This window comes from Marinoscillum pacificum, from assembly GCF_024714495.1.
In the GTDB taxonomy this organism is placed as follows: Bacteria; Bacteroidota; Bacteroidia; order Cytophagales; family Cyclobacteriaceae; genus Marinoscillum; species Marinoscillum pacificum.
Window position 1 is genome coordinate 1,543,065 of sequence record NZ_JAMZMJ010000001.1, and the last position, 15,006, is coordinate 1,558,070.

A 15,006-nucleotide genomic window follows, 5' to 3' on the forward strand; every position below is an offset into this window, starting at 1 on the left:
TGGAATTGAGAGTAAGAACTGTTTTGTTGCTGATACCAGTTATTCTGTCTTCTTGTTTAGGCACAAAGTACCTAAAAAAGGATGAATCAGTTCTTAGAAAACAGAAAATTAAAACAACAGGTAAAGTTTCTACTGAGGATCTGCGAGGACAAATGGCTCAATCGCCAAATACCCGCCTATTCCTCCTACCCATTGCACACCTGTTTCACATCAAAAAGCTAGGCGAAAACTTTTACGATTCGGCATCAGTAGCTGAAAAAAGAGATGCCATTGATAAAAAATACCGTCGTAAAATAAACAGAGCCAAATCTTCTAAAAGAAAGGCCAAACTTAATTCCAAGCGTAACCAAAAGCTTGAAAAGAAGGATAAAAAACTTACTCAGGGAAATCAATTAATGCGATGGGGGGAAGACCTTGCAGTATTTGATAGCACCAAAGTAGATGTATCAGTTATCAATCTAAACAATTACCTTTTTTCTAAAGGTTATTTCAATGCTACCATTGAGAGCACTATAGAAACACACAATAGAAAAAGCACAATCACATACAATATCTCTGAAAACAAGCCATACAGAATAGATTCTATGGTGTATGTCATCAGGGATCCTAAGGTGGAGCAGCTATTCATGAATAATATCGATGATCAGTTGTTGCTCAATAAAAAATACGATCAAAACCTCTTTGAAGCAGAGCGAGCAAGAGTCTATGACCTCATGACCAATAATGGGTTCTACAATTTCAAACGGCAATATGTCCTTTTTGAAGTGGACTCCATGTTACTTAGTGACCAGCGATTAGTGGTAAGGCAAACAATAACTAACCCTATAGAAGAAAATCAGCACCAGGTGTATCGTATGGATTCAGTCATATTCTCAGCTGACCAAGCTGGTGCATCGAGATATTTGCAACCTGTGAATTACAATAATGTCACTTACAACTTTATGGGTAGCAATTATTCTGAAAGACTGCTTGCACGTAGAGTCTTCCTTGAGAAAGACAGTTTATATAGCAAGGAACTGACACTGCAAACCCAGCAGCAATTATCCTATCTCGATATATTTAAATTTGTAAACGTTAACTATGACACTACTGGAGGTCAGTTCATTGCTAACATTTTCACAAGTCCGTTGAAAAAGTATCAAACCTCATCCGAAGCAGGTTTGAGTATTTTTGAAGGTCAAGGTAGAATTCCAGGACCATTTCTAAATCTCAATGTAAAAGGCAGAAATATTTTCGGCGGACTAGAAATCATACAATTCGATGGAAATGTAAGCGTTCAAGGTCTGGAGAACGTCAATTCTGAGAACTCAGACCAAACCAACCTTAACTATTCCCGGTTTCAATATGGTGGTAAATTATCACTTACGTTTCCGCAATTTCTGTTTCCATTTAATGAGGATTTAAGGAATATTATAGGACGATATAATCCAAGAACTAAAGTTTCTGCCGGTATCAACTTCGAAGAGCGAATTGGAGAATATGAACGTAATACAGTCAACTTTAACATGGCTTACATCTGGCAAGTAGATAACCGAGCGCAATATTCTTTCACCCCATTTGATGCTAACTATATTTTCTCTTACACCACGGAATCATTTGACAAATCACTCGAAGAAAGAGGGTCACCTACGACCATTGCTTCCTTCAACCCGTCCTTCTTTACTTTTTCGGCATTCTCAGCACGTTACAACTATGGAAACTATGGGGTTGGAAATAACGACGCACATTTTATTCAGGCGTCCATCGAATCAGGAGGCAACCTGTTAGGAATCTTCAACAAGCTCTCTGCATTTCAGGATCTCGAAAACTATAAATATCTCAGAGGCACATTCGAGTATCGTCAAAACGTCAAATTAACCCGACGCTCCTCATTAGCCTATAAAATCAGTTTAGGAGCCGCATATTCCTATGGAGGTGGATCATTGCCTTATGAAAAATATTTCTTCGCAGGAGGAAGCAATAGTGTGCGTGCATGGCGACCTAGACGTTTAGGCCCTGGAGCATATGCCATTCTAGATTCCACCCAACTAGACGCTCAAGTAATCGATTATTCAACAGAAAGAGCAGGAGATATTTCAATCGAAACAAGTGTAGAATATCGTTCCAACCTGGTAGGTTTTATTGATTATGCACTCTTCGTTGACGCTGGTAATATGTGGCTTTGGAAAAGTGATGGTCTTACAGGAGATTATACCAACCCAGAAGAAAATGGAAAATTTGACATAAAGGACGCAACGAATCAAATCGCCATTGGTACTGGATTTGGACTGAGACTAGATTTCTCTTTCCTTGTACTTCGATTAGATTTGGCTTATAAAGTCCTGGACCCAGGCTTACCAAAAGGAGAACGACTACTTTTGGATGATTACACATTTAAAACCCTTTTAAAGCCAACCTTAAATATTGGTATTGGTTACCCATTCTAACTTATGAGAAGTAAAGAAACGATTACTGAACGATTCAAAGTTTTACAAGACTCTATTTGCTCAAGTCTAGAACAGTTGGATGGACGATCAACATTCCATGAAGACCTCTGGGCAAGAGACAATGATGGCGGTGGAGGCAGATCTCGTGTTATCACCAATGGAAATTTAATTGAAAAAGGAGGTGTTAATTTCTCTGCAGTTCATGGAGACTTACCCGAAAAGATTCAAAATGCTTTAGGCTTTGGACCTTCTACATTTTACGCAACAGGTGTCTCTATCGTACTTCACCCTAAAAACCCTTGGGTGCCTATCATTCACATGAATGTACGCTATTTTGAAACAGAAGGAAAAGAAGGAGATGAAAGTACGTATTGGTTTGGTGGAGGAATAGACCTTACCCCTCATTACGTCACAGCTGATTCGGGTAAATTCATTCATACCAAACTCAAAGAGGTTTGTGATCAAACTGACGCTAAATATTATCCCAAATTTAAAAAGTGGGCCGACGACTACTTCTTTATTAAACATAGAGATGAGACAAGAGGTGTTGGTGGAATATTCTATGACCACCTCAACGAATCAAAAGAGCAAAAGTCATTTGATGAACTCTGGGCATTTCATCAAGGTGTGGGAGAAGCTTTTGTTCCTATTTATAAGCATTACGCAGATCTACATAGGAATAAACCATATACTGAAGAGAACCTGCACTGGCAGCGCGTTAGAAGAGGTCGCTATGTCGAGTTTAACCTCGTTTGGGATAGAGGCACCAAGTTTGGACTGGATACCAATGGCCGGACAGAATCCATCTTAATGAGCATGCCTCCGCAGGCGGATTGGCTGTATGACTACAAACCAGATGAAAGTACTCCAGAAGGTGAATCTTTAAAATGGCTTAAGAAAGATATTGACTGGTTAGCCGATGCTTGATTGGCTAAAAGACATAGATCTTCAGCTATTCTTAGAACTCAATGGGCTTGGGAGTCCGCATCTAGACAGCTTCATGATTTTTATGTCTGAAACGCACGTCTGGATACCTCTTTATCTCCTTCTTGCTTTTCGATTATATCAGCGCTATGGAATCAAAGTGTACCAGCCACTGATCGTAATTGGATTGATCATCTTATTTTCAGATCAGACCACCTCACACCTCATGAAACCATTTTTTGAGCGATACAGACCTTGTAAGGACCCTCAGTTAACAGGAATGGTCTTCATCATTGATAAATGTAGAGGGTTGTACGGATTTGCTTCCGGACATTCTGCAAATGCGTTTGCAGTGGCTGGTTATTTCTTTTTTCAGGACAAAAAGTGGATTGGGATTCCCCTACTGATTTGGGCAGCACTGATTGCTTACAGTAGGGTGTACCTGGGCGTTCATTACCCAGGTGATATTCTTGTTGGAGCATTAATAGGGCTAGTGTACAGTTTTCTCGCCATTAAAGCGCATCAGTACCTAGCCACTAAATCAAAGCATATTGACTTTCTCTAAAAATGCCTCTTTATAGGAAGCTCCTATCGGAATAACTTTATCGCTGATCGCAATATTGAAATCCTCAATGTGATTAATTCTATTACGATTCACAATATAAGACCTGTGAACACGGCTGAAAATACTCACTGGAAGTCTCTTCTCAATTCCCTTCATGGTGTGATGTACAATGTATTTCCCTTTGACCGTATTGAAAATCACATAATCAGCTAGAGCTTCCACGAAGTACAATTCTTCATAAGGAATGCGAACAAATTTAGAACCTGACTTTACAAAAAGGTGATCTTCCTTTTCTGCATATTTCAGCTCTTTTTCGCGTTGCTCTTTAGCCTTTACAGCCGATTTAAGAAACCTTGTGTATTCAAACGGCTTAACGAGATAGTCCAAAACATTATCTTCAAAAGCTTCAATTGCATACTCCTTTTTGGAAGTAATGAAGATAATTGGATAGGTATTCTTCAATTGTTTAGCCAGATCAAGACCTGTCATTTCTGGCATTTCAACATCCAGAAATACTAAATCAATATCATTATTCTTTTCATCAATCAGAATATTAGACGCCTCAATCGTGTTGTCCAATACATGAGTTAAATTCAAGAAATCTGTCTGTTCGACAAACTTACTTACGAGAAGACGTGACATTTCATCATCGTCAACAATCATACAGTTAAGGATCATAGTGGATTACCTGTATTTTGACTGGTTAATTTTTGTATGTATTTACCTACAATATCGAATTCTACATTAACAATACTACATTTTTCTAGATTTTTAAAATTTGTATGGTCAAAAGTGTAAGGAATTATTGCCACACTGAAAGTTTTTTCACCCACATTGAAGCACGTTAGGCTTGCTCCATTGACGCATACACTCCCTTTTTCAACCATTAATCCAGCTTCCCTTAATTCAAAAGTAAAGACCCACGACCCATCTTCATCCTTCACTTCTTTTACTTCTGCTGTAGTATCTACATGCCCCTGAACGATATGACCATCCAGTCTACCATTCATTTGCATACATCTTTCCAGATTGATTAAATCACCATCCTCCAAACCTCCCAAGTTTGACTTTTGCAATGTCTCGTCAACTGCTGTAACCCAGTGTGAATTTTCATTCACTTCTGTAACTGTAAGACAAACACCATTGTGACTTACACTCTGATCAATCTTCAATTCTCGACTGATGTCAGACGAAATTTCAAGATGGAGATTCGTACCTTCTCTTTTTGTTTGCTTAAGATTGCCGAGTGATTCAACGATACCAGTAAACATGGAATTTAAGTGTTCGGTGGCGTGATTTATACCTGAAAGTGCAATAATAGCTAATCAAAAATAATTGAAAGACACCTACAAGCATAAAGGCATGAGAAAGCTGCTAATAAAGGAGGTAGCAGCCAAAGGAATTAAAGATCAGCGTGTGTTAGAGGCCATGATGAACCTTCCTAGACACTACTTCTTTGATGACATTTTTGTGACGCATGCTTATGAAGACAAAGCCTTTCCTATAGGACAGGGCCAGACTATTTCACAGCCTTATACCGTAGCCTTTCAAACTGAACAATTAGAAATCAAACCTGGCGATAAGATTCTAGAGATTGGAACTGGCTCAGGATATCAGGCGGCGATCTTGTTGGAGCTTGGAGCGGATGTCTACACCATTGAGTACAACAAAGTGCTCTATGAAAAGACAAAAATTTTTCTACCCCAATTAGGTTACAAACCTCGCTTTTTCCATGGAGATGGCTCCAAAGGATTACCTGATTTTGCACCATATGACGGAATCATAGTTACAGCAGGAGCTCCTTCACTTCCACAGGATTTGGTCAAACAACTAAAAGTGGGCGGTAAACTCATCATCCCTGTTGGGAACAACAAGACGCAAGTGATGTATCGACTAACCAAGGTAGCTGAAAACAAAATATCCAAAAAAGCATTTAACAATTTCAGCTTTGTACCTTTGCGAGGTGAAAAAGGATGGAAATAGCATGCCAAAGAAAAGCAAGTCATGTAGAGAGTCTTTTGTGACTATGACAGAAATGGTGTTACCCAATGATACCAACACTTTGAATAACCTAATGGGAGGTCGCTTGATGCACTGGATGGATATTGTATCTGCCATTGCTGCTCAGAGACATTCCAACAGAATAGTTGTCACAGCTTCTGTTGATAACATTTCCTTTTCTAAACCGATTCAGTTAGGCAATGTGGTAACCTTAACTGCATTTGTGACTAGATCTTTTAACTCCTCAATGGAAGTTTACATTGAAGTAACTGCTGAAGATGTACCGTCGGGTAAAAAGATTGAATCTAATAGAGCATTCTTCACATTTGTAGCCGTAGATCAAATTGGAAGACCAATAGACGTACCAGAGGTAAGCCCTGAAACAGAATTAGAACAAGAACTATACGAGGGTGCTTTGAGAAGAAGACAGCTCCGATTAGTTTTAGGGAAGCGTATGAATCCTGAAGACGCTGTTGAATTGAAATCAATCTTCAAAATGGATTAATGGAGCACAATTATCTACCGCTTTTTATAACCGAAGAAGTTTACTTGATCAAAGGAGATTCTATCCCTACAGAAGAACCTCAAGAAATCATTCAAGAGCAGCCAGTTTCTAAAATTGAAACACCACCAGCGGCTCCAACAAAAGTGGATGAACCAGCAGTTGCACCAACACCTAAAATCACCATTCCGAAAAAGGAAACTCCAGTAATGCATGAAATGGCCATCTGGTGTCCTCCTCTTTCTCCTGCTGACAAAGATTTGCTTACAAAGATTTTGCAAGCCATTAAAAAAGACATCAACCAAGCCAACATCATGGAAGGGCTTGAAGCTTATTCTCCGTACCACAAAAACCTGTTGTGTTTTGGATACCAAAATGAGCTAAATGCAAAAGCTGGAACAAGTATAGAAATGTACACTCCGACCCAATTTCCTGGAAAGAAAGTCCTCACGGCCGTTGCGCCAAGTGAGTTACACAGTGATCCAGCACAAAAAAAGCGCCTTTGGGAGGCGCTTCAGAAAATGTTTTTATGAGGGTTAAACTCCTAACCGAAAATTTCTTTCAGTTTAGCTTCTAAACTAGCCCCTCTTAGTCCCTTAGCAATGATCTTACCATCAGGACCGATTAAGTATGTAGCTGGAATAGCCGAGATTTGATAGGTCCTGGCTGCCACATTGTTAAAATACTGTAGATCACTAACATGCAACCATGGCAAGCCATCCTGATCAATTGCCTTTAGCCAGGCGTCTCTATTGCGGTCAAGTGATACACCTAGAATTTCAAACTGATCCCCGCCATACTCGCTGTACATTCTTACCACATTAGGATTTTCAGCTCTACAAGGCTTGCACCATGCAGCCCAGAAGTCGATGAGCACATATTTACCTTTTAAGGATGAAAGTGTAATGATTTCGCCATCCGGGTTTTCCATAGAAATTTCAGGAGCTTCCGCACCAACAGCCAAATTTTTAGCACCATCTACCTTGGTAATCAAGTCAGCCACAAAGAAGTTCTTAGCTAAGGCAGTGTCTTGTTTCAACTTTTGAGTCACACTATCGTAAAATGAATAATGCTCTTCAATTGGAAGGTTTTCCAAGCCATAAACTACAGAAAGTGAAGGGGTGATACTCCATACATATTCTTTAAATTCCTTTTGATACTCATTCATCAAGGCATAATACTCTTCAGTCAAACGTTGCATTTTCGCAGCATCATCATCTTGCCTCGCTTCCATTGCTTGTTGATTTAGAGCTTGCACGTCAGATTGATTATCACGGATACGCCCTTCCATTTCTTTGATATAGGCTGTATGCTTTGATCCTTTGATAGAAACCTCACCTTGTGGGTTATCACCTTCTAGCATGATCTCAACAACCTCTTCTTTGCCATCAAGCACCATAGTCACCTGCTGACGGTTGTAGAAATTCAAACGATAAAATGTAGGAGCATCCACAGGTACATATACTGTAAATTCACCTGAAGGCTCAACTGTGATCGTATCTAAAGGAGTAGGTCCAGTAGGTTTGAACTCGTTCAAAACCACTAACTCACCTTCAATTGGGTTTTCCACCTTACCTGTAACTTTAACGCCAGTTTCACTTCCTCCACCAGAGCAGGCAAAAGCAAACAATAAAGTCAATAGCATAATTGGACTAATATTTTTCATATGTGTCATATTACAATTCTAATGAATCTTGCAAAAGTTTCTTAGCAACTTTAGGATCAACCTTACCTTGGGTCTTTTTCATGACCTCTCCCATGAACATTCCGATTAACCCTTTCTTTCCATTTCTGTAAGCTTTCACCTTATCAGGATTTTCCTCTATAACCTGATCGATAATCGGTTGAATAGATCCGGAATCAGACTCCTGGATAATATTTAAAGACTTTGCAGCATCTTTTGCCGGTACATGAGGGTGTTCGAATAAGTATGGCAACAATTGCTGACTGGCAGCTGAGAAGCTTACCAAATTATCATCAACCAATTGGATGATTTCAGCCAATCTGACAACTCCAATCTCTAGCTCATCTATCTCCTTACCATGCTCATTAAGGTATGATTTAATTGGCCCCATGGTCCAGTTAGCAGCTGCTTTGTAGTTAGCCGTTTTCTCACAGAAAGAATCAAAGAAATAAGCCATCTCCTTTTTATCTGTCAACACCTCAGCATCATACAAGCTCAAGCCATAATCTTCCTGGAACTTTCTTCTAAACTCAGAAGGCAAGGTTGGTTGAGTATCAGCAATCTCATGTAGCCATGCATCTGTCACATGAATTGGACTTAAGTCTGGCTCAGGGAAATAACGGTAGTCGTTCAATTCCTCTTTGGTACGCATCCCTGAAGATCTACCTGTATTGATATCGAAGGTTCTGGTTTCAGAAAGGATCTCTTCGCCATCTTCGATTAAATCGATTTGACGTTCAGTCTCATGTTCAATTGCTCGAATAACACTCTTGATTGAGTTCATATTCTTAAGCTCCACTTTCTTTCCAAGCTCCTTCGCATCTTTGAGCTTCACAGAAACATTGGCATCACATCTAAGCGAGCCTTCTTCCATATTTCCGTCACAGATTCCAAGGTAGCGAACTATTCTTCGGACCTCTGCAAGAAAGGCTCCAGCCTCTTCTGCCGAATGAATCACAGGTTCAGTTACAATTTCAATCAAAGGAACGCCTGCACGATTCAAATCGATCAGCGAATTTTTCTTTCCCTCAACGTGAATGGATTTCCCTGCATCTTCTTCCAGGTGAATTCTGTTAAGAATCACTTCGCTGTGAATGTTATCTCCGTAATAGACAGGAACCTTTCCACCTACACAAATGGGTGTTTTATCCTGAGTTACCTGATAGCCTTTCGGAAGATCGGGATAGAAATAATTCTTACGGTCAAAAAACTGGTATTCACTGATTTTGCAATCACATGCCAAACCCATTCGAATAGCGTATTCTACTGCCTTCTTATTGAGTTTTGGCATTACTCCTGGGTGACCAAGAGAAATGACACTTACGTTTGTATTAGGAGCATCACCAAATGAGTTACTATCTCCTGAAAAGATCTTACTCTCAGTATGTAACTGTGCATGTACTTCCAACCCAACTACCAGTTGGTACTTTTCTTTCACTTCTGGTGAAATCATTTAATCTCAATGTTCAGTTTGTCTTCTAAAAGTTGTTTTCCAACCTCCAGGGCTTTTGCTAAACCTGCAACGTCTTTACCGCCTGCTGTGGCGTAGAAAGGCTGTCCACCTCCACCACCTTGAATCTCCTTCGCCATGGCTCTCACCATTTCTCCAGCATTCAGGCCGTGTTCTTGCACCAGCTTGTCATCCATTATGACACTTAGCATTGGTTTTTCGTTCAGATTAGCAGCTAAAACCGCTAAAAGATTCGGAACTTCATTTTTGAGTTCAAATGACAGTTGTTTAAGTACGTTGGCATCAGGGACATTTACAACCTGGGTGATCAAACTGATACCATTTACTTCTTGAGTTGATTTCATCAAGTCAGTTTTCAAAGCACTGCCTTGCTGTTGATTCAACTCATCTATTTTCTTTTGAAGTTGATTCTTCTCTTCTATTAAAGCCTCTATTGCTTTTTTAGGATCTTTAGGGCTCTTTAGGAGCTCCTTAATCTCATTAAGCAACGTCAACTCTTCATCTACATAAGCTTCCGCTTTATCTGCTGTAATCGCTTCAATTCTACGCACACCTGCAGCAACAGAGCTTTCACTTGTTATTTTCAATAAACCGATTTGACCAGTTGCTGGTACGTGAGTACCACCACATAGCTCTACGGAATATGCTTTATCAAAAGTAATGACTCTTACGAATTCACCATATTTCTCTCCGAACAACGCCATAGCTCCCATCGATTTTGCATCTTCGATTGGCACGTTACGCTTTTCTTCCAGTTTGATGTTTTCACGGATTTTTTTGTTGACAATGCTCTCAATTTTTGCCAACTCTTCATCCGTTACTTTAGCGAAATGCGAAAAGTCAAAACGCAAAGCTTTCTCATTAACCAATGAACCTTTTTGCTGAACATGATCACCTAACACTTCTCTTAGTGCAGCATGCAATAAGTGTGTTGCGGAGTGATTGTTTTCAGTAAGTAAGCGCTTTGTCACATTCACTTGAGCAGTGAATTCAGCTTCTATATTTTTTGGAAGTTCGTTCGCATAATGAACGATCAAATCATTTTCTTTCTTAGTATCGAAAATAGCAACTTTATCATCACCATTTACCAATACACCAGTATCACCCACCTGTCCTCCACTCTCTGCATAGAAAGGAGTTTGATCCAATACGATCTGGTAGAACGATTTGTTCCTCTGTTTTACTCCTCTATAACGAGTAATCTTAGACTGAGACACTAAATGCTCATATCCCAGGAAAACAGGAAGTTCAGCTTCTTGAATCACGATCCAGTCACCAGTAGATTGCTGAGCAGCACTCTTAGAGCGTTCTTTCTGCTTAGCCATTTCTTCCTTGAACTCATTCTCGTTAATAGACAAGCCATTTTCTCTAGCTATCAATGAAGTCAAGTCCAATGGAAAACCATAGGTATCGTATAATTCGAAAACAACCTTTCCATCAATCACTTTTCCTTCCGTTTCAGCTTTGATGGTTTCGAATCTCTTCAAACCTTTATCAAGAGTTCTAAGGAAAGCAACTTCCTCTTCTCGAATCACTTTAGCAACAAAAGACTTTTGTGCATCCAATTCAGGGAATACCTCTTTGAACTGATCAGCCAACAATGGCACAAGCTCAGTTAAGAATGGCTCCTTAAAATCCAGGAAGGTATAGCCATAGCGAACAGCTCTTCTCAAAATTCTTCTGATAACATAGCCTGCTTTTGCATTACCTGGCAACTGTCCATCTGCAATGGTAAATGAGATGGCACGAATGTGATCTGAGATTACTCTAATCGCAATATCTATCTTCTCATCATTACCATACGTCACGCCAGCTTTTGCAGCAATCGCTTTGATTGTTGGTTGGAATACGTCTGTATCGTAGTTGGACTGCTTCTTTTGCACAGCCATAGCCAAACGCTCAAATCCCATACCAGTATCCACATGCTGTGCAGGAAGATTTTTCAATGAACCATCTGCTAACCTATTGAACTGCATGAATACCAGGTTCCAGATTTCCACTACTTGTGGATGATCTTGGTTGACCAACTCCTTACCAGATTGTTTAGCAACATCTTCATCTGGTCTAAGGTCTATATGAATTTCTGAGCAAGGTCCACACGGCCCTGTATCGCCCATTTCCCAGAAATTATCTTTTTTATTTCCATTTAGAATACGCTCTTCAGGAATTAAACCTTTCCAATACGAACGTGCTTCTTCATCAGACTCCAATCCTTCACTTGCGTCACCTTCGAATACAGTAGCGTACATTCTATCAGCAGGCAATTCACATACTTCAGTCAAGAATTCCCATGCCCATTCGATGGCCTCTTTCTTAAAATAATCACCAAATGACCAGTTACCCAACATTTCGAACATGGTATGGTGATAGGTATCTAAACCTACCTCTTCCAGGTCATTGTGCTTACCAGATACTCGCAAACATTTTTGAGTATCAGCTACCCTATTTGCTTCAGGAGTTTTGTTCCCTAAGAAATAATCTTTGAACTGATTCATCCCCGCATTCGTAAACATTAGGGTTGGGTCATTCTGCACAACTATTGGAGCAGAAGGAACGATTTTATGGGATTTAGAATTAAAAAACTCGAGAAATTTGGCTCTGATGACCTTAGAATCCATGTAACTAACTGAAAATTAATGAGTTATAATCAATTATTTGGTTTTGTTCTTATAAAAACCGTAATTTGCTGGTTGTTTGTTTAACCGGCGGAACAAAACTAGTTGAAAATAATCTTAACATCGACCAATGGCCAGAATTAAGTATTATTATGATACAGAGTCATGTAGATATGAGCGAATAAGGGTTTCCAGTTGGGATATCATTTGGAATTCGCTCGGTTTTATGACTCTGGCATTACTACTTGCATCAGGTATCGTATTCATTTACATCAAGTATTTTGAATCTCCTGAAGAAGCTATCCTCCGAAAAGAGAACGAGGAGCTCAAAATGTACTACGAGCTGCAAAGCCAGGAAATGGAAGATGTAAGCAGAATGCTGACCAATCTTCAAGAAAGAGACGACAATGTTTATCGGATCATAATGGAAGCAGATCCAATTCCTGAAGAGGTTAGGAAAGCAGGATTTGGAGGAGCAAACAGATATAAGGACTTATTGGATAATGGATTGAAACAAGGCGAACTTATTCTTGAAAATTATCAAAGAATAGATATGCTAAAAAAGCAAATGTATATTCAGACGAAATCCTATGACGAACTCATGGAGTTAGCTCTGAAAAAAGAAGAAATGTTTGCCTCACTACCAGCGATTCAACCGGTATCCAAAGAACACATTAAAAGAATATCAAGTGGGTATGGTTATCGTATGGATCCTATTCTAAAGGTAAGACGACCTCATGAAGGGTTGGATTTTTCACTACCTAAAGGAACTCCAATATATGCAACTGGAGATGGCGTGATTAAATCTACCAGAAGAAGTCCCGCTGGATACGGAAATCATATTGATATCGATCATGGTTTTAACTACACCACTAGATATGCTCACATGAGTGAATTTACAGTAAAAGCAGGTCAAAAAGTAAAAAGAGGTGAGTTAATAGGATACTCTGGAAACTCTGGAAAATCTACAGCTCCACATCTCCACTACGAAGTACGAATCAATGGTCACGCAAAAGACCCTGTTCATTATTTCTATAAAGACATTAGTCCTGAAGAGTATGAAGAAATTCTAATCGAAGCTTCTAAAGAAGGTCAGGCTCTAGGGTCTTATTAATAGTCTGAAGATAAGAAATTTGAAAGGTCTGACTTTGATAGTCAGACCTTTTTTTATGCTTCAAGGATTAATTGTCTAAAAGTTGTGGAAAACTCAGTAAGTCAGATACTTTTGGGCTTTATATTTTTGAGGGCTAATTAATCGGGAATGGATCGCATCAATCGCTTACTTGTTTGGGTTACTTTAATCATTGTTCTAACGAATTGTAAAACACAAACAAGCCTTACTTCATCCACTCCCTCCAAACAACTAGACACTTTAAGTCTAGACACCCTGCCTACTACTGAACCTATAGAGTATTTGATTACCCAAAAAGGAGACACGCTTGATTCTTTGTTTAGTGAAGTAGACATTGCCATCAATAGACTACTTCCAGACACAATCAACATCATGGCCGTAGGTGATATGATGATGGGCACGAAATTTCCCAATGAAAGCTACTTACCTGGAGGAAACGGAGAATACTTGTGGGATGATACTCGCGAATTATTAGCATCTGCTGACATCACCTTTGGCAATCTGGAAGGAACCGTTCTGGATGGAGAAGGCATTCAAAAACAATGTTCCAATCCAAAAGCATGCTATCTATTCAAAATGCCTACCAGGCTAACATCCAATTTAGTTGAGGCGGGATTTGATTTGATTTCCGTAGCCAATAATCATGCGAATGACTTTGGGAAACCTGGTCGACTGAGCACTCAGAGAACGCTAGACTCACTAGAAGTTGCCTATGCGGGATCGGTAGAACAACCTTACATCCTAACTAAAATAGGCCATCTCAAAGTTGGTTTTGTGGCCTTTGCTCCAAATGTAGGGACGTTAACTTTTTATGATGAAGAGCGAGCTAAACAAATTGTGGCTAAACTTGATTCTTTAAGTGACATAGTCATTGTATCTATACATGGAGGAGCCGAAGGATCAAAAAACATGCATCTCACCAAAGAGCGGGAGTTCTATTATGGAGAAGACCGTGGCAACATTTATGAGTTCAGCCATGCCATGATCGATACAGGAGCTGACGTCATTCTGGGACATGGACCGCATGTGGTGAGAGCCATAGAAGTCTACAAACAAAAATTAATCGCGTACTCATTGGGCAATTTTCTGACTTATGGTCGTTTCAACCTAAGAGGAGTAAGTGGTGAAGCTCCCCTACTAGAATTTAATATCGATAGTGATGGTAATTTTTTAAATGGACAAATACATTCTTTCTACCAGAGCTACAGCCTTGGGCCGGAATTGGACTCCAGAAAACGGGCTATGCAATCAATTAAAAAATTAACTGAAGAAGATTTCCCTGAAAATCCAATAATCATTGATGATAAGGGGATAATTACCTATATTCAAAACTGAAAAATTCCACCGTGCCTTATAAAGAGAAAGAAATACAGAAAAAATACTTTACCATCGGTGAAGTAGCTGACGAGTTGGGAGTTGCGACTTCTTTGATTCGCTTTTGGGAAGGTGAATTTGACATCATCAAACCGAAGAAGAACCGCAAGGGGAATAGACAATTCACACAAGATGACATTCGAAATGTCAAGCTTATTTACTACTTGGTAAAAGAGAAAGGGTTCACTCTTCAGGGAGCTAGAGACTTCATCAAAAACGATGTAGAAGCTGCTACCAACAAAGTAGAATTGATCGAAAGCTTAAAAAGAGTTCGCACTTTCCTTGAAACACTTAAAAAGGAATTAGACTGAG

The 15,006-nt window shown here is 39.5% G+C and carries 14 protein-coding genes; 9 read left to right on the plus strand and 5 right to left on the minus strand.

What is annotated here, in order from left to right; translation table 11 throughout:
* Window positions 1–5: 5 nt before the first annotated feature.
* From tamL to NXS00_RS06670, 3 genes are read left to right on the plus strand one after another with little or no spacing between them, the layout of a single operon-like run.
* Window positions 6–2,426: a translocation and assembly module lipoprotein TamL gene (gene tamL / locus NXS00_RS06660; protein WP_258098347.1), complete on the plus strand. Its 2,421-nt coding sequence runs from the start codon at window positions 6–8 to the stop codon at window positions 2,424–2,426.
* A gap of 3 nt (window positions 2,427–2,429) precedes the next feature.
* The gene (hemF, locus tag NXS00_RS06665; protein ID WP_258098348.1) at window positions 2,430–3,353 is read left to right on the plus strand and encodes an oxygen-dependent coproporphyrinogen oxidase; all 924 of its coding nucleotides are present in this window, start codon (window positions 2,430–2,432) and stop codon (window positions 3,351–3,353) included.
* Window positions 3,346–3,915: a phosphatase PAP2 family protein gene (locus tag NXS00_RS06670; protein WP_258098349.1), complete on the plus strand. Its 570-nt coding sequence runs from the start codon at window positions 3,346–3,348 to the stop codon at window positions 3,913–3,915. Before hemF ends, NXS00_RS06670 begins: the two co-directional genes overlap by 8 nt.
* On the opposite strand, the gene NXS00_RS06675 is transcribed toward NXS00_RS06670, so the two are convergent.
* Both NXS00_RS06675 and NXS00_RS06680 read right to left on the minus strand, forming a co-directional pair.
* The gene (locus tag NXS00_RS06675) at window positions 3,892–4,593 is read right to left on the minus strand and encodes a LytR/AlgR family response regulator transcription factor (RefSeq protein WP_258098350.1); all 702 of its coding nucleotides are present in this window, start codon (window positions 4,591–4,593) and stop codon (window positions 3,892–3,894) included. The genes NXS00_RS06670 and NXS00_RS06675 overlap by 24 nt on opposite strands.
* Entirely contained in the window at window positions 4,590–5,186 is a 597-nt protein-coding gene (locus tag NXS00_RS06680; RefSeq protein ID WP_258098351.1) for a riboflavin synthase, read from the minus strand. The genes NXS00_RS06675 and NXS00_RS06680 overlap by 4 nt, the downstream gene beginning before the upstream one ends.
* A 91-nt stretch (window positions 5,187–5,277) precedes the next feature.
* Between NXS00_RS06680 and NXS00_RS06685 the strand changes: the two genes are divergently transcribed.
* Genes NXS00_RS06685 through NXS00_RS06695 form a run of 3 tightly spaced genes read left to right on the plus strand, consistent with a single transcriptional unit; the run spans window position 5,278 to window position 6,951 of the window.
* Window positions 5,278–5,898 (plus strand): protein-L-isoaspartate(D-aspartate) O-methyltransferase, encoded by a 621-nt coding sequence (locus NXS00_RS06685; RefSeq protein ID WP_258098352.1) that lies wholly within the window; start codon window positions 5,278–5,280, stop codon window positions 5,896–5,898.
* A 1-nt stretch (window position 5,899) separates the two neighbouring features.
* The gene (locus tag NXS00_RS06690; protein WP_258098353.1) at window positions 5,900–6,421 is read left to right on the plus strand and encodes an acyl-CoA thioesterase; all 522 of its coding nucleotides are present in this window, start codon (window positions 5,900–5,902) and stop codon (window positions 6,419–6,421) included.
* Entirely contained in the window at window positions 6,421–6,951 is a 531-nt protein-coding gene (locus NXS00_RS06695; protein ID WP_258098354.1) for a hypothetical protein, read from the plus strand. Before NXS00_RS06690 ends, NXS00_RS06695 begins: the two co-directional genes overlap by 1 nt.
* An 11-nt stretch (window positions 6,952–6,962) precedes the next feature.
* On the opposite strand, the gene NXS00_RS06700 is transcribed toward NXS00_RS06695, so the two are convergent.
* Genes NXS00_RS06700 through alaS form a run of 3 tightly spaced genes read right to left on the minus strand, consistent with a single transcriptional unit; the run spans window position 6,963 to window position 12,191 of the window.
* Window positions 6,963–8,084, minus strand: a complete 1,122-nt coding sequence (locus NXS00_RS06700; RefSeq protein WP_258098355.1) for a TlpA family protein disulfide reductase — start codon at window positions 8,082–8,084, stop codon at window positions 6,963–6,965.
* A 10-nt stretch (window positions 8,085–8,094) separates the two neighbouring features.
* A complete protein-coding gene (gatB, locus tag NXS00_RS06705; protein ID WP_258098356.1) occupies window positions 8,095–9,555 on the minus strand; it encodes an Asp-tRNA(Asn)/Glu-tRNA(Gln) amidotransferase subunit GatB in 1,461 nt (486 codons plus the stop codon).
* Window positions 9,552–12,191 (minus strand): alanine--tRNA ligase, encoded by a 2,640-nt coding sequence (gene alaS / locus NXS00_RS06710; RefSeq protein ID WP_258098357.1) that lies wholly within the window; start codon window positions 12,189–12,191, stop codon window positions 9,552–9,554. Before alaS ends, gatB begins: the two co-directional genes overlap by 4 nt.
* A gap of 127 nt (window positions 12,192–12,318) precedes the next feature.
* On the opposite strand from alaS, the gene NXS00_RS06715 reads away from it, so the two are divergent.
* From NXS00_RS06715 to NXS00_RS06725, 3 genes are all read left to right on the plus strand, one after another.
* A complete protein-coding gene (locus NXS00_RS06715) occupies window positions 12,319–13,302 on the plus strand; it encodes a M23 family metallopeptidase (protein WP_258098358.1) in 984 nt (327 codons plus the stop codon).
* 147 nt (window positions 13,303–13,449) lie between these two features.
* On the plus strand, window positions 13,450–14,655 hold the full coding sequence (locus NXS00_RS06720) for a CapA family protein (protein ID WP_258098359.1): 1,206 nt from the start codon (window positions 13,450–13,452) through the stop codon (window positions 14,653–14,655).
* A gap of 11 nt (window positions 14,656–14,666) precedes the next feature.
* Complete coding sequence (locus NXS00_RS06725) at window positions 14,667–15,005, plus strand: MerR family transcriptional regulator (protein WP_258098360.1); 339 nt, start codon at window positions 14,667–14,669, stop codon at window positions 15,003–15,005.
* The last annotated feature ends 1 nt before the right edge of the window (window position 15,006 follow it).

Excerpts from the sequence above, each read along its gene's own strand:
- NXS00_RS06685 (WP_258098352.1), top strand. The coding sequence starts at position 5,278 with ATGAGAAAGCTGCTAATAAAGGAGGTAGCAGCCAAAGGAATTAAAGAT.
- NXS00_RS06715 (WP_258098358.1), top strand. The coding sequence starts at position 12,319 with ATGGCCAGAATTAAGTATTATTATGATACAGAGTCATGTAGATATGAG.
- gatB (WP_258098356.1), bottom strand. The coding sequence starts at position 9,555 with ATGATTTCACCAGAAGTGAAAGAAAAGTACCAACTGGTAGTTGGGTTG.
- NXS00_RS06690 (WP_258098353.1), top strand. The coding sequence starts at position 5,900 with ATGCCAAAGAAAAGCAAGTCATGTAGAGAGTCTTTTGTGACTATGACA.
- NXS00_RS06720 (WP_258098359.1), top strand. The coding sequence starts at position 13,450 with ATGGATCGCATCAATCGCTTACTTGTTTGGGTTACTTTAATCATTGTT.
- NXS00_RS06670 (WP_258098349.1), top strand. The coding sequence starts at position 3,346 with ATGCTTGATTGGCTAAAAGACATAGATCTTCAGCTATTCTTAGAACTC.
- NXS00_RS06695 (WP_258098354.1), top strand. The coding sequence starts at position 6,421 with ATGGAGCACAATTATCTACCGCTTTTTATAACCGAAGAAGTTTACTTG.
- hemF (WP_258098348.1), top strand. The coding sequence starts at position 2,430 with ATGAGAAGTAAAGAAACGATTACTGAACGATTCAAAGTTTTACAAGAC.
- NXS00_RS06700 (WP_258098355.1), bottom strand. The coding sequence starts at position 8,084 with ATGAAAAATATTAGTCCAATTATGCTATTGACTTTATTGTTTGCTTTT.
- NXS00_RS06675 (WP_258098350.1), bottom strand. The coding sequence starts at position 4,593 with ATGATCCTTAACTGTATGATTGTTGACGATGATGAAATGTCACGTCTT.
- alaS (WP_258098357.1), bottom strand. The coding sequence starts at position 12,191 with ATGGATTCTAAGGTCATCAGAGCCAAATTTCTCGAGTTTTTTAATTCT.
- NXS00_RS06680 (WP_258098351.1), bottom strand. The coding sequence starts at position 5,186 with ATGTTTACTGGTATCGTTGAATCACTCGGCAATCTTAAGCAAACAAAA.